Annotated in this window: 27 protein-coding genes; 14 read left to right on the top strand and 13 right to left on the bottom strand. The window is 69.4% G+C overall.

What is annotated here, in order from left to right:
* Window positions 1-16: 16 nt before the first annotated feature.
* From ACZ6QQ_RS28235 to ACZ6QQ_RS28250, 4 genes are all read right to left on the bottom strand, one after another.
* A complete protein-coding gene (locus tag ACZ6QQ_RS28235) occupies window positions 17-655 on the bottom strand; it encodes an RBBP9/YdeN family alpha/beta hydrolase (protein ID WP_465880388.1) in 639 nt (212 codons plus the stop codon).
* 114 nt (window positions 656-769) lie between these two features.
* Window positions 770-1,141, bottom strand: a complete 372-nt coding sequence (locus ACZ6QQ_RS28240) for a hypothetical protein (protein WP_465880391.1) — start codon at window positions 1,139-1,141, stop codon at window positions 770-772.
* A gap of 259 nt (window positions 1,142-1,400) precedes the next feature.
* Window positions 1,401-2,309: a hypothetical protein gene (locus ACZ6QQ_RS28245; RefSeq protein WP_465880393.1), complete on the bottom strand. Its 909-nt coding sequence runs from the start codon at window positions 2,307-2,309 to the stop codon at window positions 1,401-1,403.
* A 143-nt stretch (window positions 2,310-2,452) separates the two neighbouring features.
* The gene (locus tag ACZ6QQ_RS28250; protein ID WP_465880395.1) at window positions 2,453-3,007 is read right to left on the bottom strand and encodes a DUF308 domain-containing protein; all 555 of its coding nucleotides are present in this window, start codon (window positions 3,005-3,007) and stop codon (window positions 2,453-2,455) included.
* A gap of 102 nt (window positions 3,008-3,109) precedes the next feature.
* Here ACZ6QQ_RS28250 and ACZ6QQ_RS28255 point away from each other — a divergent pair, with 102 nt between their 5' ends.
* Window positions 3,110-3,721, top strand: a complete 612-nt coding sequence (locus ACZ6QQ_RS28255; protein WP_465880397.1) for a TetR/AcrR family transcriptional regulator — start codon at window positions 3,110-3,112, stop codon at window positions 3,719-3,721.
* A gap of 66 nt (window positions 3,722-3,787) precedes the next feature.
* Here the strand turns inward: ACZ6QQ_RS28255 and ACZ6QQ_RS28260 are convergent, their stop codons facing one another.
* Window positions 3,788-5,023, bottom strand: coding sequence for a low temperature requirement protein A (locus tag ACZ6QQ_RS28260; protein WP_465880399.1), 1,236 nt, complete (start codon window positions 5,021-5,023; stop codon window positions 3,788-3,790).
* A 95-nt stretch (window positions 5,024-5,118) separates the two neighbouring features.
* Window positions 5,119-5,610, bottom strand: a complete 492-nt coding sequence (locus ACZ6QQ_RS28265) for a hypothetical protein (RefSeq protein WP_465880400.1) — start codon at window positions 5,608-5,610, stop codon at window positions 5,119-5,121.
* 424 nt (window positions 5,611-6,034) lie between these two features.
* Between ACZ6QQ_RS28265 and ACZ6QQ_RS28270 the strand changes: the two genes are divergently transcribed.
* Window positions 6,035-6,964 (top strand): hypothetical protein, encoded by a 930-nt coding sequence (locus ACZ6QQ_RS28270; RefSeq protein WP_465880401.1) that lies wholly within the window; start codon window positions 6,035-6,037, stop codon window positions 6,962-6,964.
* 78 nt (window positions 6,965-7,042) lie between these two features.
* The gene (locus ACZ6QQ_RS28275; protein WP_465880402.1) at window positions 7,043-7,771 is read left to right on the top strand and encodes a hypothetical protein; all 729 of its coding nucleotides are present in this window, start codon (window positions 7,043-7,045) and stop codon (window positions 7,769-7,771) included.
* A 106-nt stretch (window positions 7,772-7,877) separates the two neighbouring features.
* On the opposite strand, the gene ACZ6QQ_RS28280 is transcribed toward ACZ6QQ_RS28275, so the two are convergent.
* On the bottom strand, window positions 7,878-8,684 hold the full coding sequence (locus ACZ6QQ_RS28280; RefSeq protein WP_465880403.1) for a DUF4328 domain-containing protein: 807 nt from the start codon (window positions 8,682-8,684) through the stop codon (window positions 7,878-7,880).
* A gap of 229 nt (window positions 8,685-8,913) precedes the next feature.
* On the opposite strand from ACZ6QQ_RS28280, the gene ACZ6QQ_RS28285 reads away from it, so the two are divergent.
* Entirely contained in the window at window positions 8,914-9,483 is a 570-nt protein-coding gene (locus ACZ6QQ_RS28285; protein WP_465880405.1) for a dihydrofolate reductase family protein, read from the top strand.
* A 206-nt stretch (window positions 9,484-9,689) separates the two neighbouring features.
* Here ACZ6QQ_RS28285 and ACZ6QQ_RS28290 read toward each other — a convergent pair whose 3' ends face one another.
* Window positions 9,690-10,166, bottom strand: a complete 477-nt coding sequence (locus tag ACZ6QQ_RS28290) for a hypothetical protein (RefSeq protein WP_465880406.1) — start codon at window positions 10,164-10,166, stop codon at window positions 9,690-9,692.
* Window positions 10,167-10,285: 119 nt separating this feature from the next.
* Entirely contained in the window at window positions 10,286-11,257 is a 972-nt protein-coding gene (locus tag ACZ6QQ_RS28295) for a LuxR C-terminal-related transcriptional regulator (protein WP_465880407.1), read from the bottom strand.
* A 103-nt stretch (window positions 11,258-11,360) separates the two neighbouring features.
* On the opposite strand from ACZ6QQ_RS28295, the gene ACZ6QQ_RS28300 reads away from it, so the two are divergent.
* Window positions 11,361-12,035 (top strand): hypothetical protein, encoded by a 675-nt coding sequence (locus ACZ6QQ_RS28300; RefSeq protein ID WP_465880408.1) that lies wholly within the window; start codon window positions 11,361-11,363, stop codon window positions 12,033-12,035.
* A 154-nt stretch (window positions 12,036-12,189) separates the two neighbouring features.
* Window positions 12,190-13,065 (top strand): endonuclease/exonuclease/phosphatase family protein, encoded by an 876-nt coding sequence (locus ACZ6QQ_RS28305; RefSeq protein WP_465880409.1) that lies wholly within the window; start codon window positions 12,190-12,192, stop codon window positions 13,063-13,065.
* Window positions 13,066-13,138: 73 nt separating this feature from the next.
* On the opposite strand, the gene ACZ6QQ_RS28310 is transcribed toward ACZ6QQ_RS28305, so the two are convergent.
* On the bottom strand, window positions 13,139-13,720 hold the full coding sequence (locus ACZ6QQ_RS28310; RefSeq protein WP_465880410.1) for a dihydrofolate reductase family protein: 582 nt from the start codon (window positions 13,718-13,720) through the stop codon (window positions 13,139-13,141).
* Window positions 13,721-13,725: 5 nt separating this feature from the next.
* Here ACZ6QQ_RS28310 and ACZ6QQ_RS28315 point away from each other — a divergent pair, with 5 nt between their 5' ends.
* The 4 genes from ACZ6QQ_RS28315 (at window position 13,726) to ACZ6QQ_RS28330 (ending at window position 17,809) form a co-directional block, all read left to right on the top strand.
* Complete coding sequence (locus ACZ6QQ_RS28315; RefSeq protein ID WP_465880412.1) at window positions 13,726-14,202, top strand: ArsR/SmtB family transcription factor; 477 nt, start codon at window positions 13,726-13,728, stop codon at window positions 14,200-14,202.
* Between the two features lie 118 nt (window positions 14,203-14,320).
* Window positions 14,321-15,547, top strand: a complete 1,227-nt coding sequence (locus ACZ6QQ_RS28320) for a hypothetical protein (protein WP_465880413.1) — start codon at window positions 14,321-14,323, stop codon at window positions 15,545-15,547.
* 76 nt (window positions 15,548-15,623) lie between these two features.
* Complete coding sequence (locus ACZ6QQ_RS28325) at window positions 15,624-16,097, top strand: molybdenum cofactor biosysynthesis protein (RefSeq protein WP_465880414.1); 474 nt, start codon at window positions 15,624-15,626, stop codon at window positions 16,095-16,097.
* Between the two features lie 143 nt (window positions 16,098-16,240).
* A complete protein-coding gene (locus ACZ6QQ_RS28330) occupies window positions 16,241-17,809 on the top strand; it encodes an acetolactate synthase large subunit (protein ID WP_465880415.1) in 1,569 nt (522 codons plus the stop codon).
* Between the two features lie 15 nt (window positions 17,810-17,824).
* On the opposite strand, the gene ACZ6QQ_RS28335 is transcribed toward ACZ6QQ_RS28330, so the two are convergent.
* A complete protein-coding gene (locus tag ACZ6QQ_RS28335) occupies window positions 17,825-18,484 on the bottom strand; it encodes a winged helix-turn-helix transcriptional regulator (protein ID WP_465880416.1) in 660 nt (219 codons plus the stop codon).
* Between the two features lie 81 nt (window positions 18,485-18,565).
* Here ACZ6QQ_RS28335 and ACZ6QQ_RS28340 point away from each other — a divergent pair, with 81 nt between their 5' ends.
* From ACZ6QQ_RS28340 to ACZ6QQ_RS28350, 3 genes are all read left to right on the top strand, one after another.
* Window positions 18,566-19,882 carry an MFS transporter gene (locus ACZ6QQ_RS28340; protein ID WP_465880417.1) on the top strand — a complete coding sequence of 439 codons (1,317 nt, stop codon included), beginning with the start codon at window positions 18,566-18,568 and terminating at the stop codon, window positions 19,880-19,882.
* A gap of 14 nt (window positions 19,883-19,896) precedes the next feature.
* Complete coding sequence (locus ACZ6QQ_RS28345; RefSeq protein WP_465880418.1) at window positions 19,897-20,409, top strand: hypothetical protein; 513 nt, start codon at window positions 19,897-19,899, stop codon at window positions 20,407-20,409.
* Window positions 20,410-20,520: 111 nt separating this feature from the next.
* A complete protein-coding gene (locus tag ACZ6QQ_RS28350; RefSeq protein WP_465880419.1) occupies window positions 20,521-21,345 on the top strand; it encodes an alpha/beta fold hydrolase in 825 nt (274 codons plus the stop codon).
* Between the two features lie 39 nt (window positions 21,346-21,384).
* Here the strand turns inward: ACZ6QQ_RS28350 and ACZ6QQ_RS28355 are convergent, their stop codons facing one another.
* Window positions 21,385-21,891, bottom strand: a complete 507-nt coding sequence (locus ACZ6QQ_RS28355; RefSeq protein WP_465880420.1) for a MarR family winged helix-turn-helix transcriptional regulator — start codon at window positions 21,889-21,891, stop codon at window positions 21,385-21,387.
* Window positions 21,892-21,980: 89 nt separating this feature from the next.
* Between ACZ6QQ_RS28355 and ACZ6QQ_RS28360 the strand changes: the two genes are divergently transcribed.
* Window positions 21,981-22,895, top strand: coding sequence for an NADP-dependent oxidoreductase (locus tag ACZ6QQ_RS28360; RefSeq protein ID WP_465880421.1), 915 nt, complete (start codon window positions 21,981-21,983; stop codon window positions 22,893-22,895).
* 24 nt (window positions 22,896-22,919) lie between these two features.
* Here ACZ6QQ_RS28360 and ACZ6QQ_RS28365 read toward each other — a convergent pair whose 3' ends face one another.
* Complete coding sequence (locus ACZ6QQ_RS28365; RefSeq protein ID WP_465880422.1) at window positions 22,920-24,449, bottom strand: MFS transporter; 1,530 nt, start codon at window positions 24,447-24,449, stop codon at window positions 22,920-22,922.
* Between the last annotated feature and the right edge of the window lie 87 nt (window positions 24,450-24,536).

Consider the following 24,536-nt stretch of genomic DNA (forward strand, 5'->3'; position numbering starts at 1 on the left):
CACGACTGCGGTGGCGTCAGCGGTGTTGAGGCTGTACCGGCTGGGTCAATGATCGAACCAGGCGCTCGCCGTCGGGCCACGCGCCGAACCCGGTCTTGGAGTCCAGGTGCCCGACCGCGCCCGCGTCGAACAGTTCCGAGCCCCAGTCTCGCGCGTACTGCTCGAACTGCTCGAACGTCGTATTCGGGTCGTTGCGGCTGGCGACCAGGATCGAGCGGAAGGGCAGTGGCTCGCGTGGCACGTGGTCGATGAAGACATCGACCGTCTCGTGCGGGTCGGGAATCCAGTCCGGATCCAGGTACGGCGGCGTGACCAGCAGGGCGGCACGCACAGGACCGACGTGCTGACTAGCCCACACTGCGACGGTCAGACAGCCCGCACTGTGCGCGACGAGGATCGCCGGCTCACCGTCGGCACTGATAGCAGCGTGCAGCGCGGCGACACGTTCGGCGGCGACGTACGGTGGCCCGGGCGGTTCGGGCGCCCATTGGTATCCCGGGTAGTCCCTGACCCAACTGCGCGACCAGTGGTCGGGCAATGGGACACCCCGACCGGGCACGACGAGGTACCGCGTCATGCTGGGGAGGGTAGTGACGGTCCTCCGGACTCGTCCAGATGCCACAGGTCGTGGTTGAGTCGCCGGCCGGAGCGTCATGACGAACGCGAGGGTGGCACGTATTCGCTGATCAAACCGCCCGGCACGACTCGCCCGCAGGTCCTTGTCGACGCCGTTGACGATCGGCCACCGCCCGGCGGTGGCCGGGTGCGGTCAGACGCCCCGGTCGCAGAAGATGTTGTCGACGTAGCGCAGGCCGGTGATGACGTTGATGACGGGTACCCACTCCTGGACCGGGGTGGAGCCGTTGTGAGTCTGCGGCTTCCAGTTCACGTTGTCCACGGTGATGCCGGTGCCCCAGAGCGAAAAGCTGTTCCCGGTGCTCATCGTGTAGAGCGGCGCGCTGGCGAACCCAGGCGCGCTACGGACCGCCTGGCCGTCACCGGCCGCGGCGACGACGACCTCGCAGATGCGCGGCGGCACCGCAGCCGACGCCGGGGCGGGGACCAGGGTGCCGGCCACGACGGCCGCCGTCACGACGGCCACACCGAACGACCGACGGACGAATGATCGATAGATAGGCATGCATAAATGCTATCGCGGGCCCGCCCCTCGGGCACCGCGACCGTGTCCGGCTCGGCGATGACGGCAGCCGCCGTCGCCGTCGCGGACCCGCTCGGTACGACGACCGCCACGACGGCCAGGGTGAGCGCGCCGAGCATCGTGGACCACCTACGCACCGAACCGCTCATTATCGACCCTGACCAATATGAAACTGGATCGACAGCGTGGCACAGGTGAGGGTTGACCGGAAGACGATGCTCGACCGAAGGACTGGCAGCGGTCAGGCGAAACTGATGTCCAGGTGGTCAAACCCCCGCTCCTGGAACACCTTCCGGGTACGGGCGTCGAACGGCCCCTTGCAGTTGACGAACCGCACGCTGGTCAGCTTCGGGCAGTCCAGCAGCGCCTCGACGTTGCCGACCCGGTTGCAGTTCAGCACGTCCAGCTCGACGAGCTCCGGCAGCTCCCGGAAGATCGCGCAGTCGACCTCCGAGTAGACGGCGTTGAGTCGTACACCCCGCAGTGACGCGACGGTCGCGAGCCGTTCGACGGGAAAGCCCCGGCTCGCACCGCCGATCTCCAGTACTCGCAACGGTGCGCGGATGTGCTCGAAGACGTCGAAGGTGCGTACCCGCTCCAGTTCCAGGTGACGCAGCCGCTCCAGCGCCGGCAACTGCTCCAGCGCCGCCAGCCGGCCGTTCACCTCCAGGTGGAGGAACTCCAGCGCCACCGGCAGCGGGTCCACGAGGTCCATCAGGTTCGGCTTCGCCGCCGGGGCCAGGAACATCAACCCACGCAGGTGCGGCAGGACGACGTCCAGCTCGATTTTCGTACGCGGTGCCCGCGCGTCGGCCGCACCGTCGACCATCAGCATCGCCAGACCCGGCGGGGCGATCCCGGCGTCCAGGCTGGGCAGCAGCTCGCTCGGCATGCTCAGTGACCGCAGCGCCGGCAGGTGGGGCAGGAACGCGGGCAGCCTGCCCCGGGCGAGTTGCGCCGAGGTCGGCAGCAGGTGCAGGCAGCGGATCCGGGGCAGCCGCTCCGGCGCGGGGGTGCCGCCCCAGGGGATCCGTACCGCCGTGCCGTCGTACGTCAGATGATCACACTCGGCGGCGTTGCCGACACAGTAGATCCCCTCGCCCGTCGGCGGGTACAGGTACCCGTAGCGACTGTCTTCGATCAGCTTCACCGCGTACCGTCCCGGTTGATATGCCTCAGCTCCCGTTGCCGGGAGCCGACCGGGTTAGAGCCGCTCCTCCGGCGAACAGCGACCATACGACGCAGCTGACAGCGGCGAGCAGCACACCCCTCGCCACATTGACAGCTTGCCGATCAGTTCGCCGTGGAGCGGCCGAGGCGGAGCGCCGAGACAAGGAAGAAGATGCCGCCGGGGATGGCGTAGCCGGCCACGTTGGTCAGCGTGGCACCGTCCGCTCCGGCCATCACGATGAACGAGGTGCCGGCGAGCGCGGAGATGGCACCACTGATGATCATCGGCCACTGTCCACCCATCTTGCGACGCCTGGCAGCCACGATCAGCTGTACCACCCCGGCCACGATCGCCCAGGCGCCCCAGACGCGCAGGACCGCGGGGATACCGGACGCGCTGGCGACGGCCACGCCGATGGCGGTGAGCAGGCTGACGGCGACGTTCACGTGAAGGCCGAGCACCGATCCGGTGGCCCGCGACGACCGCGCGTCGACGAGCGCGGCGAGCACGTCGAACAGCGGATACAGCACGAGCAGCGTGACGGCGAGCGGTCCGAGGTGCGACGCGGTCGTGAACATCACGCCGGCCCAGACGACGGCGAACGCGAAGCGGACGACGTACAGCCGGCGCAGGGCGGACGCCGCTGCCGGGATGGCGGGTGCAGCGATGGAGGTCACGATGATCCCTTTTCAGGTAGAACGAACGTTCTGTCTCGGGCAACGATGACATGGCCGCCGGACGACGTCAAGACCGAACGTTCTATCCGCTACCATGGGTGCATGGTGCGTGGAGAATCCGAAGGCCGGCCGTCCGAAGCGCGGTCCCGGCTGCTCGACACGGCAACGAGGATCTTTTATGCCGAGGGCATCCACTCGGTCGGCATCGACCGCATCGTCGCCGAAGCGCAGGTGACACGGGCCACCCTCTATCGGCACTTCCCCGGCAAGGAGGATCTCGTCCTGGCGTACCTGAACCAGGTCGACGAGGCCATCCGCGCTCAGGCAGACCAGGCTGCCGACGGCGGGCTATCGGCGGCCGACACCATCCGGGCTCTCAGCGAGTCGATCGCCCAGGGCATCCAGTCCTCCGGTTTTCGCGGCTGCGCCTTCCTCAACGCCGTCGCCGAGTATCCCGACCCCGATCACCCGGTGCACCTGGCCGTGCTCGCCCACCGCCAGTGGTTCCTGGACACCGTCACGGAACTGCTGGCGCGCATTCAGGAAGCGCCCGCCGAGGCCGCCGCCCGGCACTTCGTCATGCTGCGCGACGGCGCCATGGCCGCCGGTTGCCTGTTCGATCCGACGCTGGTCTGCGACACCTTCCTGCGCGGCGTCGAGGGACTGCTGCGAGTTCATGCCGCGTCCGATCCTGCCGAGTCGGTGAATGCCTGATCCCGCCCACGGGACAGGCGAGTTGATACCGCTCCGGGCGACTCGGCGCTTCAGGCAGCCGCGCGGTCACGCCTCGGGCCCGTGATTGCCCGGCGTCTCCCGCCCGATCGGCGAGGCGGAATCCTCCCCCGGCCGCCGCCGACCGCGCAACGCGTCGAGCAGCGCGACAAGGGCCAGCACTCCGGCCACCACGCTCAGTCCGACCATCGGCGACCATCGGGCCAACACCGTCGTGACCAGCAGCAGGACGACCAAGCCGATCATCCGCGACCGGGAGACCCGGCCGAAGATCTCGTACTCCAGCCGCACCCGGGCGACGAGGAAGAGCACCGGGCCGCCCACCACGAACAGCAGCCACGTCGGGCGCGGCGGCCCGTACGGATCGGTGATCACCAGCTCGTAGCCGACCGCGGTGACGAGCACGCTGAGCACGATCAACGCATGCGTCCGTTCCGACGCCGTACCCAACCGGCCGGGCATGCGCGCCCGACCCAACGCCTCGGTCAGCAACTGACCGGCACGGTAGAAGTAGATCCGCCACAGCAGCACGCTGGTGGTGAACGCGACCGTGAAGGCGGCGGCCCGCACCTCGGAGTAGCCCACGCCACTGAAAACGGCGGCAATGACCACGATGGTTTCACCGAGCGCGATGAGGAAGATCTGCTGGTGGCGTTCGGCCAGATGTTCCCCGGCGATCCGCCAGCGACTCACCACCGCAGCCCCCAGCCACGGCAGCGGCCAGCCCAGAGCCCAGGCGAGGTAGTCCACGGTGAGCGCGGCCGCCCACAGCGGCAGGCGAAGCTGGTCCGGGCCCAACGCGCCGACCAGCCAGAGCGGCGCGGCCACCGCCGCCCATGCGGCGAGCCGAAACGGCACCAGCCGTCGTGGATGGCCACGCAGCGCGGCAGCGACCACCAACGGCCGCACCACCATCACCAACAGGTACGCGACCGCGAACGGCAACGCCCGCTCCTCCATGGCGCGCGGCAGCGTCACCGCCATCACCAGGGCGGCGAACATGGTACCGACCACGACCGCCTGGATGATCGTCCGCTCCGGCTCGTAGCGGCTGGTGATCCAGGTGGTGTGCGACCAGATCAACCAGAGCGCCAGGAACAGCAGCAGGGTACGACCGAGCCCGGCGACAAGCGTCCAGCCGGTGTCGCTGCCGAGGTCGCCGAACCGTTGCGAGACCCGGGTGAGGGCGACAACGAAGGCCAGGTCGAAGAAGAGTTCCAGGAACGTGGCACGCCCCGAACTCGTCTCCGAGCGCAGCAGCTCGGCACCGCGTCCCGCCACCATCGTCCGCCCCCGTCCGCCCCCGTGGCACCAACGAGTCGGCCGCCGACCGGGTTGCGTGGGTGAGTTCCCCCCGCTCTGATGGAGCGACGTGGTCGTCAACCAACAGTCGCGGCAGCGGCACCCACCCGCAAAGCGGTCCCGCTCCTCTCGATCGCGATGGCCACGACCGGGCTCTGCAACGGGATGCTCCATGTCAACCTGACCACGTCCTCGGTCACGTGCTCCCGGCTCGGCAGCCTGTGCTGTCCGGTGCCGTCGATCATCGCGAACGAGGTCAGTCTCAGGTCGCCGTCCGGAACGTCGACCCGTACCCCGTCGCCGTCGCTGACGGCGGTCATCGGCAGCGTCGGCAGCTCGGGATCGATCCGCTCGTCGCCGACGTGACCGAGCGGGACAAGGACCAGCAGCGGCCAGACCGGTCGCATCGGTCCGGTCGAGCGCACGACCACGACCTCGCTCAGTGTGTCGTGGCGCACCCGGTCGTCCACCGCCAGCCAGCCCGCCGCCGCGCGATCCCCGCCGGCACCGGCGTCGGCCTCGTGGAGCGCCTTGCCGAGACGGTCGAAGACGGGTTGGAAGCCCGCCACATCCCCATACCGGGACCGCGCCCCGTCACTCAACAACACCCAGGCGCCGGAGACATCGGCACGCCGGACCGCGGCCTCGAACCGTACGGCCGCGTCGCGTGCAGGACCCCGGAGGTTAGGCTCGGCGGTGCACCCGCAGGCCGGCTCCGGCCTCCCGGTCGCGATGACCCCAATGGTCACCGCCGAGACGACGACCGCCACGACAACACCCACAATGACCATACGGCGCATCGGCACACCCGCTTGGACGTCGCCACGGCAGGCCAGGTTCCCAGCGCCCGCCGACCACCGTCCGCTCGCACCAAGCAGAAGTGGACACGTGATCAAGCCTGCCCGGCAGCCGTCCGGCTACATAGCGGGGTCGACGGGGATCTTGTCGCGAATGACTAGCGTGGAGTCGGGACGATCGAGAGAGGGGTCGGTCATGGCTGAGCGGACAGGCGGCAACCAGCCCACCGAGCCGGCGGAGCCGGAACCGGGGCGCGGCGGCGACGGTGGACGTCGTACCCGCTCGGTCGGCGCCACGCTCGGCGCCGCGTTCATCGCGCTCGCCTCGGTCGCCACCTGGTACATCGACCACCGGGCCGGGTCGTTGGACGCCGAGCAGGAGGCGCGGGACCGGGCCGCGTTCGTCGAGGTCTGCAACGATCCCGTCCGGGCCGCCGCGCTCGTCATGAACACCCCGTCGCTGGCCAGCACCTGTCCGACGGGCCTGCGTCACCTGCTGTCGATATCGGCGGACGAGGTCGATCCGGGACCGGAACTCCTGGACGCCTATCTGGACCGGCTCTTCACGTTGCTGGACGCGCGGGTTCCGAGTGACGTCACGCCGTACCTCCACGCGCTGCACCGCGACGGCGTCTACGGCACCGCCCTCAACGAGTTGCACCGCAACGCCCGGCAGTGCGAGGTGCTCCTGCCGACCGGCACTCCGCCACCGGCGGCGCCCCGCCCGACCGGGAACTTCTGGGACGACTGGCAGCGGATCGAAGTCGCGCCGCAACCCCGGTCGGTACGGGCGACAGAGGAGCCGGACGGGCACGTCGTCGTCATGGCCCAGGTGGTCGACACGACGCCGGCCTGCCTGACCCGGCCCACCCTCGACTCGGCCCCGCCGCCCAGGTACGTCGGCACCACGGCGCTGACCCTGTCGTTCAGTACCGGCACCGGCCCGAGCGGTGAACGGGTGTGGCTGCTGGACCGCCTCGACGCCTGCCCGGTCCGACCGGACCCGCTGGCCGCGGAACCGGTGGTCAGCACCTACTCACTCACCCGGCGCCGGTCGATCCGGAACGACGTCACCGACTCCCTCTTCCGCTACGCCGGCAGCACCTGTCCGGCGGCAACCCCCTGAGCCGACGGCACGCAGGGCTGATTCGCTTACGCCTCGACTCCCCGCATGGAGGTCGAGACCGGTGGCTAGGGTGCCGGCATGGGTTTCGATGTCAACGTGGGGCTTCTCCTGTGCCATGACGAGGAGGATGAAACGGTCTGGCCGCTCCGGGAGAAGGAGCGGTTTCTGGACGGCGTCAACGCCCGGCTGCGGCACCTCGGACTGCCGGAGCATCGAGAGCCTCGCTCGATCGCCGAGATCGACCCGCCGTTGGCCCCGGAGACCGACCCCTGCCTGCTCGGCGTGTCGATGGGCTCGTACTCGTCGCATTCCCGAAGGGCCGACCGGTTGGACTGGTTCGCGCGGTACGTCGCGGTCCGTGGCGCGGCGCCGTCCTCCGAGCCGCCGTACGAGCCGGAGGTGTACGACGCGTACGACGAACTGACCGACCGTCGGTTGGCCTTCGACCACCTGCTCGCCGCCTGCGCTGACGGGGTTGTCGTGCTGCCGCATCCACTGGACCGGGTGATCTACGACGGCTCGTCCGACGGGTACGGATGCCTGGTCTCGGCGCACCGGCTGTGGGCCGAGTCGGTGGCGCTGGGGTACGTGCTGCGCACCGGTGACCCTGATCTGGCCGACTCGCCGGTAGTGGACTGGACCACCGGGACCCCGGTCCGGGACCGATCGTTCGCCGCCCTTGATGCCCGCATCCCCGACGAGGCCGACGCCGGGCAGCCATGGGTCGAGGAGTCCGACTTCTGCCGTCGTCTGCGCCAGAGCGCAACCAATGTGCTGCGTACGGGTGCACTGGGGCTCACCGGGTAGGTGCACAATCAGCGGTCAGCCGACCGAAAACCACGGTGACCGCAGGCGCGGTGGCGTCCCCTCGCTGCGTGAAGGTCTCGCCCCCACTGGCCTGCCAGGTGATCGCTCAGGCGCGCGCGACGGGCAAGCCGGACATCACCGGCACGGCCGGCACGCCACGCCCGATTCGGGCGTCCTGCGCGGCCGACACCTGCTTGACCAGCACGATCAGGGACACCCCGTGCACCGCGCTGAACGCCGCCACCAGCAGGCTCGACGGCACGGCGAAGGAGGTGTAGTAGTCGACGTACATCTGGTAGTCGGCGGTGCCTTCGATCTGCGTCGGCAGTGCCAGGAAGCGCTGGAATTCGAGGATGGGCAGCACCGTGATGGCGAGCCCGTAGACCGACCAGCTACCGATCCAGATCCGCGCCACGGCTGGCGTGGTCGACCGCCACAGGCTGTCCCGGGCGATGTTCGCCATCACGCGCGGCGGAACGACAAAATACGCGAACGGCACCAGCCAGCCGGCGATTGCCCAGCCCCTTCGCAGCGTCGGCCTGGCACCCGGGAACGCGTCCAGGTTGACCCGCGCCTGGTAGCACCAGATGATGACCAGCACACTGACGGCGACGGCCGGAGCAAAGAGGACCAGGCGGGCCAGGTCAGTGCTGAGCATGGCGGTGTCGATCGCGTCGGCGTCGAATTCCCGCGCGGCGCGCCGAACCACCCGGCTGTCCATGATCGTCAAGACGGCGATCAGCACGTCGGCCACCACCATGAGACCGATCAGATTCGTTGCCCACCGCCCGATGCCGCCCAGACGGTAGGTTCGTGCGCCGGGAATGACCGCCGGGGCACCCGCCGGGGTACGGCAGACCGGGCACGCCGGGGTTGTCGGCGCCTGTTCGGCGCGGCAGGTCTGGCAGGCCATCCCGGCTCCTCCAAAGTGGACAGGCGGGTCAGCGTACCCGCGATGCCACCGGCCGTACGCAGACAGGGGGAGACAATGGTCAAAACCTGTGGACAGCCCTGGTGGGGTCACTCTGATCATGGCCGGTGTCGGAGCAGGTGGGATCGGGCGCGGATGGGAAATAGCGCCGACAGTAGTCTGAGTACGATCCGGTGAAAACGCGCGGTGCGCATCAAGGGAGAGCAACGAGATGAGACCACTTCGATACTCGATCAACGTCACACTCGACGGTTGCTGCCATCACGAGGCAGGGCTCGCCCCCGACGAGGAGTCGATGCGCTACTGGACCGATGAAATGGAACGAGCCGATGCCCTGCTATTCGGCCGGGTGACCTACGGGATGATGGAGTCGGCGTGGCGGCAGCCGGCCACCGGCACGTGGCCCGACTGGATGGATGAGTGGCGAATCCCGTTCGCCGAGACCATCGACCAGGCAAAGAAGTACGTCGTGTCGAGCACGCTGAGCGGGGTCGATTGGAATGCCGAGCTGGTGCGAGGCGACCTGGGGCAAACAGTTCAGCGGCTCAAGCAGGAGCCGGGCGAGGGCCTGTTCGTGGGTGGTGTGACGCTCCCCCTGGCGTTGGCAGATCTGGGGCTCATCGACGAGTACGCGTTCCTTGTGCAGCCGGTCCTTGCCGGACACGGGCCGACGTTGCTCGCCGGTCTGCGCGAGCGCATCCAGCTCGAACTCGTGGACCGCAAGGAGTTCCGGTCGGGGGCGGTCGCCCTGCGATACCGGCCCGCGCGAGTAACGGCGTGACGTGATTCGTCCCGGCACGTTGGCCGCCGCCTCGCGACGGAACGACGGTTCTCACGCCTGATGTGAGGGCTCGGACCGTCCCCGAACGTGCGGACAGGTTCCTGCCGGCTCTCCGTACCCGGGAGCCGGCAGGAACCCTGAGCCGTACGACGATGCCCGCTCCGACCGGAACCGGTTCCCGTCGAACCGGCACCGTCGGCACAGGTCTACAGAGCGAACGTGCCCATCGCCTTCCAGTTGTACTCGTTGATTCCGGGTTCCCACAGGGACACGTCGCCGTTGATCTGCGTCGTACCCGGTGCGTAGACCATCATCGAGTAGCTCGATCCGTATCCGAGATCCCACTCACTGTTCCAACCCCCCAGCGAGGAAGAAATGTTCTTGGTCGTGTTGCCGCCGTACGGGTTCCCGGTCACCCGAATCCAGTTCGACTGGCAGGACCACGAGTAGAAGATCTGGATAGTGGCGACCTGCTGACCGCTGTAGCGGTCGAGAATCGGTCGGGTGGCGATCTGCGAGGCGTTGACGTTGCAGTAGGCGCCGGCCGGGCCCCTGGTGGTCGACGGGTCCTTGCCGTCGTAGTAGTTGCTGCCACCGCTGGCACCTTCAGCCTGGGCGGCCGTCGCGCCGGACATCACCAGCGCCATGGTGGCCACGAGCGCGCCGACGAGCCGATACAGCATCCTGCGATTTCCGGTTACGGTCTTCATGCATTCATAATTGGCGGAGGACGGGTTCGACGCTATTGCCCCAATGTGTATCCGTGCTCGCGGAACACCTACGACAAAGTCGTACGCGCTCGTCAGAACGGTCGCAGCTTGGCGGCGACGGCCGATCGTTGTCGGACGCCGAACTTCCGCAGGATACGGGTCACGTGCGTCTTGGTCGTCTTCTCGGAGATGACCAACCGGGTGGCGATCTCCTCGTTGTTCAAACCGTCGGCGATGAGTCCGGCGATCTCGCGCTCTCTCGGGGTGAGCGTCGTCAGCAGGTCGCCGCCCTCGGTCGTCGGCATCAGCAGGAGTTCGGCGATGTCGGTTTGCAGTCGCTCGCACTGTTCGAGCAGATCGCGCAGGACGCGATCGGTGGCGTCGCGGTCGTCGCCGGGGCGGTGGATCGCCGAAATGATTTTCGCCTGCATGGAGCTCAGTGCGTGGCTGACCATCTCCACGACACCGGGGACGGAGCCGTGGGTCAGCGAGGTCCGCTCGCCTGCTTCGGCGAGTCCGGGCATCTCCCGCGCGTCTTCCCGCTCGCGCGCCAGGGCTCGCATCGTCCTGCGGGCGAGCCACTCGAACGCCCGGACGACCTCGTCGTCGTACGCGTCGGGCTGGTAGGTCAGCATGGACGCGAGCCCCGCGACCCGCTGACCGTCTTCGGCGGGTTCCAGCAGCGGCACGACGACGGCGTCGCTCGAAAGACGTTCGTGGTCACCGAAGTTGTGGCCCTTGTGCAGCAGGCGACCCTCGTCGGACCCGTACCGGTAGGGTCGCGCGTTCTTCTTGATCCACGCGGTGAGGCCGTCCGGGCCATAGGTCTGGAAGCCCGCGTGTTCGTGCTCGTGCCCGTCGTAGACGTAGGTGATCACCAGCATGTGCTCGTCACGGAGGAAGGCGATGTAGAAGCTGTCGACCGGCGCGATGGTGGACATCGTGACGCGGACGAGGTTGTAGAGCTTCCGGTGCTCCCCCGGCCCGAGATGTCGGATGGAGAAGTCGGCGGTTTCCAGTGCTCGGGCCACGACGAGTGAAAAATTGGTGCTTCCGTCGGTCATGCACCGATTATCGGTGCGTCCACCCGGCCCGATCGCCGCGCGCGAACGGTCCTACCGGTGCTCAACCCAGGTAGCAACAGACAGCCCTGCTACGGTCTGCGCCATGGTGGCCGTATGGCGGATCGCGGAGTACCGCCGAGCCGACGCACCCGTGACCGAGCCGGTCACCAAGTTCGGCGGCCAGCCCACCTGGCTCGGTCAGCCACAGTGGCCGCTCGGCGCGGCGCAGGGGACGCCGATGCGCTTCGTGTGCCAGATCGCACTGGAGCCCGAGCTTGTCGGCGACGGCCCGGCACGGATCGCGTACGTCTTCGTCAGCCACGGTGACCACGGGCACGACGTCGAGGAGTTCGACCCGGACGTCATCCTCCCCGACGGCGGCGAGAACGCGGTGATCGTCCAGCCCGGCACCTTCACCGGGCCGACCGCCCCGCTGACCAGCGGCCCGACGCTCTACCACGACGACGGGTCACCGGCGGAGTACACGGTCGACCTGGTCCGCGGCGAGGACCCCGAACCCGTGTCGGCCGAGGCGTACCTGGCACTGCCGTCCGAGGAACAGGACCGCTACTTCCGGGCGATCGACCACGACAAGATCGGCGGGACGGCCCTGCTCTCCGACGGTGGGGACTGGCCGGCGGGTGGGCCCTGGCGGTCCCTGCTGCGCCTGGCGACGAACTGGACACCGTTCCATCTCAATCTCGGCGCCGCCCCGGTGGCACTCGCCCTCCTTTCCGACGATGGTCGGCAGGGCTGCCTGCTGGTGGAGGACTCCTAGCGCCCCGCCGAGGGCTGGGCCAGCGGGCCGGGCCGGTCGGCGCGGCCCTGTCGATCTTCCGTTGCCGGTTGCCCGTTGTTCGGTGTCGCGTCGACTCGAATCGATAGCGTGCGTCGACCACCACCGACGGCGGTCTCGTGCGAAGGGAAGATCGATGCGCAGGACAACACACTGGTCGGCCCGCGCCCTGGGCGCTCTCGCGGGCGCGGTCGCGCTGGTGGCGGCCCTGCTGCCGGCCACCCCGGCGGCCGCGGCGAACGTGACCTTCAAGGCGGCGACGCTCAACATCTACAACGGGCTGAACCAGGCCGACTTCGCGCACGACCTGAACCTGATCGCGTCAAAGGCCGACCTCGTCGGTCTCAACGAGGTCGGCAACCGCAAGGCGTTCCTGGAGGGCTGGGCCGCCGACAACGGCTGGTGGTTGTACGCGCCGGGCGGGACCAACCAGGCTGGCGAGGCGCTGATCGCCAGGAAGAGCGTGTTCGACGTACTCGACCAGGGCTCGATCTTCGTCTGCGACACGAACGGTCCGGGCGAGGTGCCGCCCGCGCGGTACAACAACTGGGTCAAGTACCGGCACCGGGCCAGCGGCCGCAACGTCACACAGATCAACGCCCACGCAGTGGCCAGCATCGAAACCGGCGGCCGGCCGGAGGACCTGCCCCGCACCAGGTGCGCCGAGGCGCAGTTCCAGGCCCTCAGGGACCTGGCGGTCGACAAGCAGGACGAGGGCCAGGTCATCGTCAGTGGTGACCTCAACGTCGACTTCAGCGCCGACCGGAGCTACGGGTACGCGAAGTTCCCGTGGCAGGTCTTCGAGGCCAACGAGCTGCCGAACCTGCGCTCCAACTACAACCTCTACGGCGAGAAGGGCACCGGAACGCACGGCAACCGGCACATCGACTACGTCTACTTCTGGAAACGGTTGCCGGAGTACCAGCTCATGTGGATGACCGGCTACGACATCGTCAGCGGCACCAACTCCGACCACAACGGTGTCGTCGCGATGTTCTCCATCCAGAGCTGACCCGGCACCTCCCGCCGGCGGCCGGGTGGGCGGAGTCGCCGTGGCCCGGGTGCGGGCCACGGCCACCACCTCGTCAGTGGACGACGTCGTAGACGAACTTGGTGATGCCGTTGGCGTAGGTCTCGGACTCGACCACCTTCAGCATCTGCTTGTCCCTGTCGGTGTCGCTGAACATCCGCTTCCCGGCTCCGAGCAGCACCGGGAAGACCAGCAGGTGGTAGCGGTCGATCAGGTTGGCGTCGGCGAGGGTGCGGGCGAGGGTGGCGCTGTCGTGGATGACGATCGGGCCGCCGTCGGTCTCCTTGAGCTTCGCGACATCGTCGAGGGAGCGCAGGATCGTGGTGTCGCCCCAGTTGTCGACGAGGGCGTCCCGGTCGAGGGTGGTCGAGACGACGTACTTCGGCAGCTCCTTGAGGTTGGCGAAGTCCTCCATCTCCGGCCACACCGGCGAGAACACCTCGTAGCTGGTCCGGCCGAACATCAGCGCGGTCGCCTCCTCGGACTCCCGACCCTTGATCTCGTACGCCTCGGGCAGGAATTCGAGGTCCTTGTAGGTCCAGCCACCGCTGCGGTGGTTCTCGGATCGGCTACCGCCGCCGGGAGAGTCCACGACGCCGTCCAGCGAGACGAAGGCGGTGTAGATCAGCTTGCGCATTGTCGATGTCCTGTCCGTGGTCCGACCGGATGATGAGCAACCTGCACCCGTCGGTCACGTTCGCCGACCAGACACTGCGGATCGTCAAGTACTACGAGGGGCACGCCGACTGCGGCGGGCGCGGGCTGCTCCTCGTACCGTGTGTCTTCGCCTGGCCGGACGTCCTGGTGCGGACGGCGCGGCCGGGCGCTCCGAGCTCCCCGCGCGGCCTCGGCCGGCTCTGGGAACGGCACCCGGAACAGACCGGCGCGCCGCTGGCCGGCATCCTCGGACAGACCCGGGCCGCCCTGCTGGCCCTGCTCGACCTGCCGATGTCGACCAATCAAGCCGCCACCCAGATGGCGCTCTCCGCGCCGACGCTCAGCGTGCACCTCCAGGCGCTGCGCGCCGCCGGGCTGCTCAGCTCACGCCGGGCCGGCCGGCAGGTGCTCTACTCGCGCACCGAACTCGGCGACCGACTGCTGACCGGGGCGGGCCCGTAGCCTGAGTGGCTACGGATCCCGCAGGCCTCGGTTGCGGTGTATCGGACTCCGTGGGCCCTGGAACGTACCCCGGGTGACACAGTGGCCACTATGGACATCGCTCGGGGATGAGGACGCTATGACCACCACGGGAGCGGGCGGCGAGGATTCCGACAGCGGCCGGCGGCGCGGGCTCCTGGATCCGGTCGCCCGGCTGGCGGGGGTGTTCGTCGGTCTGGCCAGCGGAATGGCGATCAACCTGCTCAGCACCGACGTGGGCTACCGGGGTGTGGCGGTGGCCGCGTGGGTGGGTGCGGTGCTCAGCGCGGCGGCCTGGATGCGACGGCTGCCGGCCGGCGCACCGTTGACCCGTCACGCCCCCTGGTGGCTGCTCGGCCTGGCGCTGCCGGCCGCCGTCGTCGCCGCGCTGGCGCCCGGTGGGTGGGAGAAACCGATGATCGTGGCCGCGGTCGGGCTGGTCGTCGCGGCCGTGCTCGTCCGTGATCTGACCACCGGGGTACGACTCCTGACCGGCGCGGCGATCGTCGGAATCGGGGTGGCAGTCGTCGGCATGGGCGTGGCGCCCGCGTTCGGCGGCCGGGGCTTCCCCGGTACGACACAGGTCAGCTCACTGGTCATCGGCGTCGGTCTGATCACCGTGCTGATGGGGATCGCCTCCCTGCACGACGCGAACAACCTTCGTGGCCTGGCCCGCCTCGGCGCCGGCATCCTGTTCGTGAGCGTCGGGGTGACCGTGGACGAGGCGGTGCCGAGGGCGGTGGCGATCGGCGGGGGCCTGGCGGTCGGCGGTATGGGGGTGGCCGCCCTGCACGGCGGTGAGGTGGTCTTCGCCCTGGCCCGCATCGGTGTCGGGATGACGTTCGTGAACCTCGGTGTGGTGGTGATCCAGCTCGGGTACGGCCTGCCGGGTGCCGCCGCGATCGTCCTGGGAGTCGTGTACGCGGGGGCGTCGGTGGCGGCCCTGCACGGTAGGTACGGTGTCGTCAGCGCCGCCGCCATCGGTACGGGCGCGTTGATGGCGAGCACCGGGATCGTCGTGCTGCTCGCCGGATACGTCCTGCTCGGCGTGGGCCTCGTGGGCGCCGGAGTCGGATCGGTCGGGGTGGGTGTGGTGATCCTGCGCGGCGCCGGGAGCCTGGGTCGGGTCCGGGGTCGGCTGACGAGCCTGGTCCGGGAACCGGCGTCCTCGCCCGGCCCAGAGGCCCATGCCGAGCAGGACGTAACCGAGCCGGCTGCGAAGAGCGCTGTCACGGCGGCCGGTCCCGCTTCGGAAAAGGCGCCGCAGCCGGCGAACACCCGGCGTCGCTCCGCCAAGCGGCGCTCACGCGGTGGTCGACGCCGATAACCGGCGTTTCGTTGGAGCCGAGGCGCCGAAAGCCGAGAGTCCGGCAACGGGATGGTCGGGTTCGTAGACTCGACTCATGCCCAAGATCGTCCAGCTGCTCGCCTCGCCGGTGCACCGGTACGAGGGACGCCCGGCCAACGGTCCGGCACCGGCCCCACCCGGCGAGCTGGTCGAGGAGATCCGGATCCGGGCGGGCCTCGGTATCGTCGGCGACCGGTACTTCGGGCAGCCGGCACACCGCGACGCGAGCATCACCGTGTACGCACAGGAGGCGTTGCCGCCCGGCGCCGACCTGGTGCAGCTCCGGCGTAACATCCTGGTCTCCGGGATCCCGGTCGACGACCTGATCGGTTCCGTGCTGACCCTGGACTCGGGCGACGGTCCGGTGAGCCTGCGCCTGCACCGGCGGGCGCACCCGTGCGCCTGGATGGACGTGACCATCGGCCCCGGCACCTGGCGTGCGCTGCGGGGTGGAGGCGGCGTACGGTGCAGCCCGCTCAACGACGGCATCCTGCGCCTGGGCCCGGTCCAGGTGACAATCCGCGAGTAGGGATGGTCGCCGACGACGACGTGGTCGGACGGGGTTCCAAATGCTGCTGATTCATCCCGGTTCCGGCGGCTACGCTGCCGGTACGAGTCTTCTGCCGCCCTGGGCTGCCGGGTTCGGCGGCGAGCCAAAGGGCGGTGGCTGCGGTGAACGGGGCGGAATCGCTGGTGAGCACCCTCGCACACGCGGGGGTGGAGGTCTGCTTCACCAACCCGGGTACGACGGAGCTGCATCTGGTCGGCGCGTTGGACACGGTGCCGCAGATGCGTGCCGTGCTCGGGTTGTTCGAAGGTGTGGTGACCGGAGCGGCGGACGGGTACGCGCGGATCGCAGGCAAGCCGGCCGCGACGCTGCTGCACCTCGGGCCGGGGCTCGGTCATGGTCTGTCGAACCTGCACAACGCGCGCCGGGCGAACTCGCCGATCGTGAACATCGTCGGCGACCATCCGACGTACCACAAGCCGTTCGATCCGCCGTTGGAGTCGGACATCGAGACCGTCGCGCGTTCGCTGCGGGGACCGGTCCGCCGACCCGAGAACGCCGCCGGTGTACGTCACGACGCGGTGTCCGCGTTCGAGGCGGCGCTCGAACCGCCGGGCCAGATCGCCACCGTGATCATGGCGGCGGACGTGTCGTGGGCCGACGGTGTCGCCGTCGACGGTGACGGGGACCGGACGGAGATCCGCGTCCGAGCGACGCCGGTCGTCAATCCGGCGTTGATCGGCCGGATCGCCGAGGTGCTACGCGGCGGGGAGGCGTCGGCGCTGGTCATCGGTGGCCCGGTGGGTCGCGAGGCGGGGCTGTGCGCGGCGAGCCGGATCGCGGCCGCCACCGGTGCGCGGGTCTTCCTGGAGACCTATTCCAGCCGGGTCGAGCACGGCGCCGGTCTGCCGTCGTTCCCCCGGCTCGGCGTCTTTCCGGAGCAGGTCCTGAGCCAACTCGACGGGGTCCGGCACGTGATCGTCGCCGGCACCCCGGCACCGGTGGCGTTCTTCGCCTATCCGGACAAGCCAAGCTGCCTGGTTCCGGACGACGCGCTGACCCACGTACTCGCGGAGGTCGGCCAGGACGCGGTCGGGGCGCTGACCGCGTTGGCCGACCTGGTCGCGCCCGGTCAGGAGCCGGCGGTGACCGAGCCGAGGCGTCCGGCGATGCCCACCGGGCCGCTCACCGTCGAGACCTGGCCGGCGGTGATCGGAGCGCTGCTGCCGGAGCGCGCGATCGTCGTCGACGAGACCATCAGCTCCGGGATCGGGGTGCCTGCGGCAACGGCGGGCGCGCCCCGCCACGACGTCCTGGCCCTGTGCGGCGGTGCGATGGGCGAAGGCATGCCGCTCGCGATCGGCGCCGCCATCGCGGCTCCGGACCGGCCGGTGATCGCCCTCGAAGCCGACGGGTGCGCCATCTACACCCTCTCCGCGCTCTGGACCCAGGCCCGGGAGCACCTGAACATCACCAACGTGATCCTGAACAACCGCTCGTACGCCATCCTGCGCGAGGAGTGGCACCACTTCGGCTCCGGCTCGTCGGACCCGCACACCAACAGGCTGCTCGACCTCTCCGGCCCGGACATCGACTTCGTCGGGCTCGCCCGCGCGTTCGGGGTGCCCGGAAGCCGCGCGACCACCGCCGAGGAGTTCGCCGAGCAGTTCGCCCGCACCCTCGCCGAGCCGGGCCCCCACCTGATCGAAGTGGTCATCCCACCCATCGCGTGAGCGACCCGGCCGCACTCACCCTGCGACCGTCTGCGGGCTGCCGAGCGGAATCGGGCGCAGGCGGGTCAGCACGTCAAGATTGCCCGTGACGGTGAGCCCAGTTCGCGTCGCCTCTGCCAGGTCGATCGTTCCGGTGAGCAGGCTGAGGGCCGAGCGGGGCGAGCCCTCAAGGGTGAGGTCGGGGGCATGGGTCCGCCCGATCCGGGCCTGGACGGCTCCCGAGTCAACCTCGATGAGTGCCGCCCTGCCGGATGCGAGCAACTGGATGACCACCGGCGGGGCGTCGGGGTCCGCATCGGTGGTGAAACACGAGCCGGCGTACGCCAGCCAGTGGGGCTGGAAGGCGTCTTCGTCACGCTCGACCGCCATGAACTGCACGCCCCACATGCCCAGTGCCTTGAGGACCGGCTCCAGGGCCAGCCCGTTCGGGGTGAGGGCGTAGAGGGTGGTGGCGATCGGCGGCGGCGCCTCGTCGCGGCGGACCAGGCCGGCGTCCTCCAGCTCTCGCAGACGACCGGAGAGCAGGTTGGAGGCGATCCCGGGCAGACCGTTCTTCAGGTCGGTGAATCGGCACGGCCCCTGCAGCAGCAGCTCGCGGACGACGAGCAGCGTCCATCGGTCGCCCACGACGTCGAGGGACCGGGCGATCGGGCAGTACTGACCATAGCTGCGCATCACACAAGGGTATCAACCTCAAAGTTGAGTAGCAACACGCATCGGTTGACGATTTGAACTTGCTGGTAGTAATTTTCAACCATGCCTCGTACGCGGTCCAAGCCACTCGTCCTCGTCGCACTTCTCCTGGCGGCCTTCGCCGTCAACCTCGACACCACGCTGGTCAACGTGGCGCTGCCCACGCTGACCCGCGAACTTGGCGCCACCGACCGGCAACTGCAGTGGGTGGTGGACTCGTACAACCTCGTCTTCGCCGCCCTCCTGCTGACGTCGGGAAGTCTTTCGGACCGCTTCGGCCGCAAGGGAATGCTGCTCGGCGGTCTCCTGGTCTTCGGCGCTGCCAGTTTCGTCGGCGGCTTCGCCACCTCGCCGGCCGAGTTGATCACCGCCCGAGCCGTCATGGGCCTGGGTGCGGCGATGACATTCCCCGCGACGCTGTCCCTGCTCACCAACGTCTTCACCAGTCGCAAGGAGCGAACTCTGTCGATCGGCTTGTGGGGGGCGACCGCAGGCGTCGCCATCGCCCTGGGACCGATCGTCGGCGGCCTACTGCTCCGGCACTTCGCCTGGTCGAGCATCTTCTACCTGCTCGGACCGGTGGCCGTCGCCGTGATCATCCTGGTCGCGCTCTTCGTACCGCAGTCCCGGGACCGGTCGCCGAAGCACCTCGACTTCCCGGGGCTCGCGTTGTCCGCCGGGTTCATGGCGCTGCTCGTCTACACGATCATCGAGGCGCCCGTCGAGGGTTGGGGATCCCCCCTGTCGATCGCCGGCTTCGCCGGCAGCGTGGCCCTGCTGGTGGCGTTCATCCGGAGGGAGCGCGTGGCCGCCCACCCGATGCTCGATGTGCGGCTGTTCAGGAACATGCGCTTCAGCGCGGCCAGCGCCGCGGTCACCATCGGTTTCTTCACCCTCTTCGGGTTCATCTTCCTGCCTGGGCATGGGCCTGACCACCGCACCCGCCACGGAATCGATCATGGGAGCGGTCGCGGCCGATCAGGCGGGCGTCGGGTCAGCCGTCAACGACTCCACCCGACTGCTCGGTGGAACCCTCGGCGTCGCCGTCATCGGCAGCGTCTACGCCTCGCTCTACAACTCTCGACTCGGCGCGACCCTGCCCACCGGTCTTCCCGACGCTCTCGCCGACACCGCGCGCCAATCCGTCGGCGCCGCGTTCGAGGTCTCCCACCAGCTGACCGCCCAGGGGCGCGACGACACCGCGGACGCCGTACGACAGCCGCCGTCCACGCGTTCAACCACGGGCTCAGCGTCGGGTCCGTCGTTGCCGCCTGCGTCGCGGTCGCCGGGGCACTGCTCGCCGTGGCCTTCCTGCCCAACCGGCCTCCCCAGCACCCCGAACCGGAAGAACACTCGGCCGAGCTGGTCGGAACCAGGTAGCAGGAGCGCACGAGATGCTGAGCACTCTTCTCTTCGGAATCAGTGTGATCGCCGGCCTGCTCGGCTGGTCTGTCGTATTCGGGACGTTCATCTGGCCACGCATAGCCACGTTGCCCAGGCCACAGCTCTACGGACGCCTGCTGTCCATCCACCTCTTCCGCTACCTCGGGGCCACGTTTCTGATCATCGGCGTGACCGCCCACGAGCTACCTTCGGGGTTCACCGTGCCGGCTGTCGCCGGCGACCTCGCCGCCTTCGTGCTGGCGTTGCTGTGCTTTGCCGCACTGCACCGGTCGAGCAGGAAACGCCTCCGGAACTCGCTCGTCTGGATCTTCAACGTCGTGGGCACGGTGGACCTGTTGACGGCACTCCTCGTCGGCGGGCTGCTCATCGCCCATCCGGGCGACTTCGGTGCGACCTACTTCATTCCCACGTTCTACGTGCCACTGCTACTCGTCTCCCACTTCTACATTTTCCGGACCCTGCTCCGACCAGCACGCGATCAGACGCCACAGCCCACCGGGTGACCGGCGACATTCGCACGACGGACACTCGATCGGCTGCCCCGTGGCGACCGCACGCACCACGTACAGTGCCACTGCTACGTTCGCTGAATGACCACTGCGGTACTTTCGGTAATGCGAGGCGCCCATCGGCTGCACACCGAAGTGACGCCGGGCACCGGAACACCGATCGTGCTGCTGCACGGCTTTCCCGACAACCTGCACCTGTACGACCGGCTGCTGCCCCACCTGGACAAGCAGCGGCCGGTGGTGCGGTTCGACTTCCTCGGTTGGGGCAGTTCCGACAAGCCGTCGGGCTACCCGTACACGGCCGACAACCAGACGCTCGACCTCGCCGCAGTGATGGACGCGGTGTCGGACCGCCTCGGCCAGGACCAGGTGGTCCTCGTGGCGCACGACTCGTCCGGCCCGCCCGCCATCGACTGGGCGCTGGACCATCCCGACCGGGTCGCGGCGCTGGTGTTGCTCAACACGTACTACCAATGGGTGCCAGCCCTGCGGCTGCCACGGGCGATCGCGCTCTTCTCCACACCGGGAGTACGCACGATCGCCCGCGCCCTGGCCCGCCGTCGACCCGGTGTGCAAACGCGTCTGTACACGTGGCAGGTCGGCTCATTCATGAGCGATCCCGACGCACGACGCAAACTCGTTCCGCAACTGGCACAGGCCTTCCCGTCCACCCAGCCCGCGTTCTTCCGCCTCAACGCCGATCTGTTCGGCACCCTGATCAGCAGGCGTCGCCGAATCCCGGACATGCGACGGTTCACTCCCCCGGTGCGGGTAATTTTCGGCGCGCGGGACCGCAACCTCAACCCCAGGGTCGCCCTACGGTTCGCGGAGCTGTTCCCCAACGCGGAACTGCACCTGCTGTCCGACGCGCAGCACTACGTGCAGGTGGACGAGCCCGAACGCGTCGGTCAGCTGATCAGCGCAGCCTGAGTCATGTCCGTACGCGAAATCAGGTAGCGGACGCGGCGGTCAGTCGGTGCGGCCGCGGCCGGCTCGGGGTTTTGCCGAACGGGGTGGCGCGGCGCGCATGTGGTCGCGTACGCGGCCGAGAATGCCGCCGAGGGTGCCGAGGTCACGCTGTTTGAGCGCGTCGAGCAGCAGTCGCCGGACGACGTCGATGTGACCGGGCAGGACCCGGGCCACGAGCGCCCGGCCGAGGTCGGTGAGGGCCACGACGGTGCTGCGTTCGTCGTCGGGGGCGGGTGACCGGGTGACGAGGCCGCGCTTTTCGAGCAGGCCGGCCTGGTAGGTCAGGCCGCTGCGGCTGTAGACGACGCCGTCGGCGAGGTCGGTCATCCGCAGTCGACCCTCGGGGGTGTCGGTGAGGCGGGCCAGGATCTGGAACTGCACGTAGCTGACGTCGCCGTCGGCGCGCAGGTGCTCGTCGACGGCGTGCTGCAACAGGCTGCTGACCTCCATGAGGGCGAAGTAGGCGCCCAACTGCTCGGCGTCCAGAGGCGGTGTCTCGTGGGTCACACCCACCATTCTACTTGCTTTGAATTCAAAGCAAGTTATAGTCGGCTGATGCTTCGAGTTCGAAGCAACCTCTCAAAGGAGTGATCGCCATGAAGGCTGTCCGTTTCCACCGGTACGGTGACGCCGGCACCCTGCTCGTCGAGGACGTCGAACGACCCACCCCCGGCACCGGACAGGTGCTCGTGCAGGTGGCGGCCACGTCGTTCAACCCGGTCGACGCCACCATCCGGGCCGGCCACCTGCGGCAGGTATTCCCGCTGACCCTGCCGCACACCCCCGGTATCGAGGTGGCCGGCACCGTCACGGCGCTCGGCGAGGGCGTCACCCGGATCGAACCCGGCGACCGGATCGTCGGGTTCCTGCCGATGACGACCGACGGCGCCGCCGCCGAGTACGTACTCGTCCCGGCCGAGGCCCTGGCCGACGCGCCGACAACGGTGCCGCTGGCCGACGCGGCGGCGCTGCCGGTCACCGGGCTCACCGCCTGGCAGGCGCTGTTCGAGCACGCCGACGTCCAGCCGGGACAGCGCATCCTGGTCCACGGTGCCGGTGGCGCCGTCGGTGACTTCTCGGTCCAGCTCGCCGTCCGGGCCGGCGCCACCGTCGTGGCCACCGCCGGCACCCGCAACGCCGAGCGGGTACGCGGCTACGGCGCCGACGTACCCGGGCGCGACATCGACGGTGTCACCGGGCGGTTCGACGCGGTGCTGAACTTCGCCCCGGTCCCGCCCGCCGACATGGACACCCTGGCCGGCCTGGTCCGCGACGGCGGCGTACTGGCCACGACCACCACACCCGGCCCGGCGGAGAACCCGCGCGGGGTTCGTTCGATCAGCGTGTTCGTCCGCCCCGACGCCGGGCAACTCGCCACGCTCGTCCACCGGGTCGACGCCGGCGAGCTGCACATCCACGTCGCCGACCGGGTCGACCTGGACGAACTGCCCGCAGTCCACGCCCGCAGCGACGCCGGAACACTGACCGGCCGGACCGTCATCACCCTCTGACCGCCCACCCACTCGACGGAGAGGTCAGCGCCCGCTCGGCTCCGGCACGGACGGGCGCTTCTCCTCCGGGACGACGGGCGTCCCGGTCGGTCGCATGAGGATGACCACGAGCACACCGGCCAGGACACCGACGACCCCGGCCACGGCGAACGTCGCCTGCACACCGCCCACCGCCGCCGCGTGCGCCGCGCCGTCGAGAAGCTGTCGCCCGTCCGACGGCGCGGCTCGCAGCAGGCCGGGCAGCTGCCCGCCGGCCACGGCGTGCGCGACGTGGGTCGCGTCCGGGATGCCGGCGTCGGACAGGCCGCTCCGCGCGCGGGTGACGAAGACGCTGCCCAGGGCGGCGACACCGAAGGCGAACCCGAGCTGCCGGGCGGTGGTGACCGCGCCGCCGGCCATCCCGCCGCGACCGGCGGGCACCAGGGACATGGCGACCGAGCCGAGAATCGGCGTCGCCAGACCGACGCCGACGCCGATCACGGCGAGACCCGGCAGCAACGCCGGCCAACCCGCCGAACCGCGCACGAGCACGGCCGTGAGCAGGCTGCCGAGACCGACGAGGAACAGCCCCGCGCCGATCACCAGGTCCGGCCGCCGACCGTGCAGCACCCGCCCCAGGACGGCCGACACCACGAACGCCGTGACCGACATCGGCAGACCGGTCAGCCCCGCACCGATCGCGCTCAGCCCCAGCACCGACTGCAACCAGATCGAGGTGTACGTGAACGTGGCGAAGGCGGCGAACGTCAACAGCAGTCCGGCGAGCAGGACCCCGACGAACGAGCGGTCGGCCAACAGGGCGAGATCGAACATCGCGTGTCGCGAGCGGGCTTCGACCAGCGCGAACACCGCCAGCAGCACCGCTGCCAGCCCGAGCAGTCCCCAGACTCCGACGTCGGACCAGCCGGCCCCGTTCGCCCGGATGAGCGCGTAGATCGCGACGGCGGCCGCGGCCGTGAAGCTGGCCATGCCGCCGATGTCCACCCGGCCGGGCCCGGTTCGGTGGGAGTCGGTGAGGAAGGTGAGACACACCGCGAGGGCGACGGCGCTGATCGGCAGGTTGACGAAGAAGATCCAGCGCCACGACGCGCCGTCGGTGAGCAGTCCGCCGACGATCGGGCCGACCGCCGCCGAGGCGCCCGACACCGCGCCCCAGATGCCGTACGCGCTGCCCCGGTCACGGCCGGCGTAGGCGCTGTTGAGCAGGGCGAACGTGGTCGCGAACATGGCCGCCGCGCCGAGGCCCTGCACCGTACGGGCGGCGATCAGCACTCCCGTCTCCGGGGCGAGACCGCAGGCCAGTGACGCGGCGGCGAAGGTCACGAGCCCGGCGACGTAGACCCGGCGGTGCCCCACCAGGTCGGCGATCGAGCCCGCGCCGAGCACCAGCGCGCCCAGCGCGAGGGCGTACGCGTTGACGACCCATTGCAGGGCCCCGAACGACGTGTCGAGGTCGCGGACCATGTCGGGCAGGGCGACGTTCGCGATCGTGACGTCGACCAGCAGCATGAACGTGCCCAGACAGACCGACACCAGCGGGAGCCACTTACGCATGTCGCCACCTGTGTTCCTCGAATGGTCGCGGGTGGTGCAGCGTCAACCCGCGTTGGACCGTTCGATGAACAAACGACTGACATCCCC

This window comes from Micromonospora sp. NPDC049529, assembly GCF_055586685.1.

Excerpts from the sequence above, each read along its gene's own strand:
- ACZ6QQ_RS28235 (WP_465880388.1), bottom strand. The coding sequence starts at position 655 with ATGACGCTCCGGCCGGCGACTCAACCACGACCTGTGGCATCTGGACGA.
- ACZ6QQ_RS28240 (WP_465880391.1), bottom strand. The coding sequence starts at position 1,141 with ATGCCTATCTATCGATCATTCGTCCGTCGGTCGTTCGGTGTGGCCGTC.
- ACZ6QQ_RS28255 (WP_465880397.1), top strand. The coding sequence starts at position 3,110 with ATGGTGCGTGGAGAATCCGAAGGCCGGCCGTCCGAAGCGCGGTCCCGG.
- ACZ6QQ_RS28260 (WP_465880399.1), bottom strand. The coding sequence starts at position 5,023 with ATGGTGGCGGGACGCGGTGCCGAGCTGCTGCGCTCGGAGACGAGTTCG.
- ACZ6QQ_RS28270 (WP_465880401.1), top strand. The coding sequence starts at position 6,035 with ATGGCTGAGCGGACAGGCGGCAACCAGCCCACCGAGCCGGCGGAGCCG.
- ACZ6QQ_RS28275 (WP_465880402.1), top strand. The coding sequence starts at position 7,043 with ATGGGTTTCGATGTCAACGTGGGGCTTCTCCTGTGCCATGACGAGGAG.
- ACZ6QQ_RS28280 (WP_465880403.1), bottom strand. The coding sequence starts at position 8,684 with ATGGCCTGCCAGACCTGCCGCGCCGAACAGGCGCCGACAACCCCGGCG.
- ACZ6QQ_RS28285 (WP_465880405.1), top strand. The coding sequence starts at position 8,914 with ATGAGACCACTTCGATACTCGATCAACGTCACACTCGACGGTTGCTGC.
- ACZ6QQ_RS28290 (WP_465880406.1), bottom strand. The coding sequence starts at position 10,166 with ATGCTGTATCGGCTCGTCGGCGCGCTCGTGGCCACCATGGCGCTGGTG.
- ACZ6QQ_RS28295 (WP_465880407.1), bottom strand. The coding sequence starts at position 11,257 with ATGACCGACGGAAGCACCAATTTTTCACTCGTCGTGGCCCGAGCACTG.
- ACZ6QQ_RS28300 (WP_465880408.1), top strand. The coding sequence starts at position 11,361 with ATGGTGGCCGTATGGCGGATCGCGGAGTACCGCCGAGCCGACGCACCC.
- ACZ6QQ_RS28305 (WP_465880409.1), top strand. The coding sequence starts at position 12,190 with ATGCGCAGGACAACACACTGGTCGGCCCGCGCCCTGGGCGCTCTCGCG.
- ACZ6QQ_RS28310 (WP_465880410.1), bottom strand. The coding sequence starts at position 13,720 with ATGCGCAAGCTGATCTACACCGCCTTCGTCTCGCTGGACGGCGTCGTG.
- ACZ6QQ_RS28315 (WP_465880412.1), top strand. The coding sequence starts at position 13,726 with ATGTCCTGTCCGTGGTCCGACCGGATGATGAGCAACCTGCACCCGTCG.
- ACZ6QQ_RS28320 (WP_465880413.1), top strand. The coding sequence starts at position 14,321 with ATGACCACCACGGGAGCGGGCGGCGAGGATTCCGACAGCGGCCGGCGG.
- ACZ6QQ_RS28325 (WP_465880414.1), top strand. The coding sequence starts at position 15,624 with ATGCCCAAGATCGTCCAGCTGCTCGCCTCGCCGGTGCACCGGTACGAG.
- ACZ6QQ_RS28335 (WP_465880416.1), bottom strand. The coding sequence starts at position 18,484 with ATGCGCAGCTATGGTCAGTACTGCCCGATCGCCCGGTCCCTCGACGTC.
- ACZ6QQ_RS28340 (WP_465880417.1), top strand. The coding sequence starts at position 18,566 with ATGCCTCGTACGCGGTCCAAGCCACTCGTCCTCGTCGCACTTCTCCTG.
- ACZ6QQ_RS28345 (WP_465880418.1), top strand. The coding sequence starts at position 19,897 with ATGCTGAGCACTCTTCTCTTCGGAATCAGTGTGATCGCCGGCCTGCTC.
- ACZ6QQ_RS28350 (WP_465880419.1), top strand. The coding sequence starts at position 20,521 with ATGCGAGGCGCCCATCGGCTGCACACCGAAGTGACGCCGGGCACCGGA.
- ACZ6QQ_RS28360 (WP_465880421.1), top strand. The coding sequence starts at position 21,981 with ATGAAGGCTGTCCGTTTCCACCGGTACGGTGACGCCGGCACCCTGCTC.
- ACZ6QQ_RS28365 (WP_465880422.1), bottom strand. The coding sequence starts at position 24,449 with ATGCGTAAGTGGCTCCCGCTGGTGTCGGTCTGTCTGGGCACGTTCATG.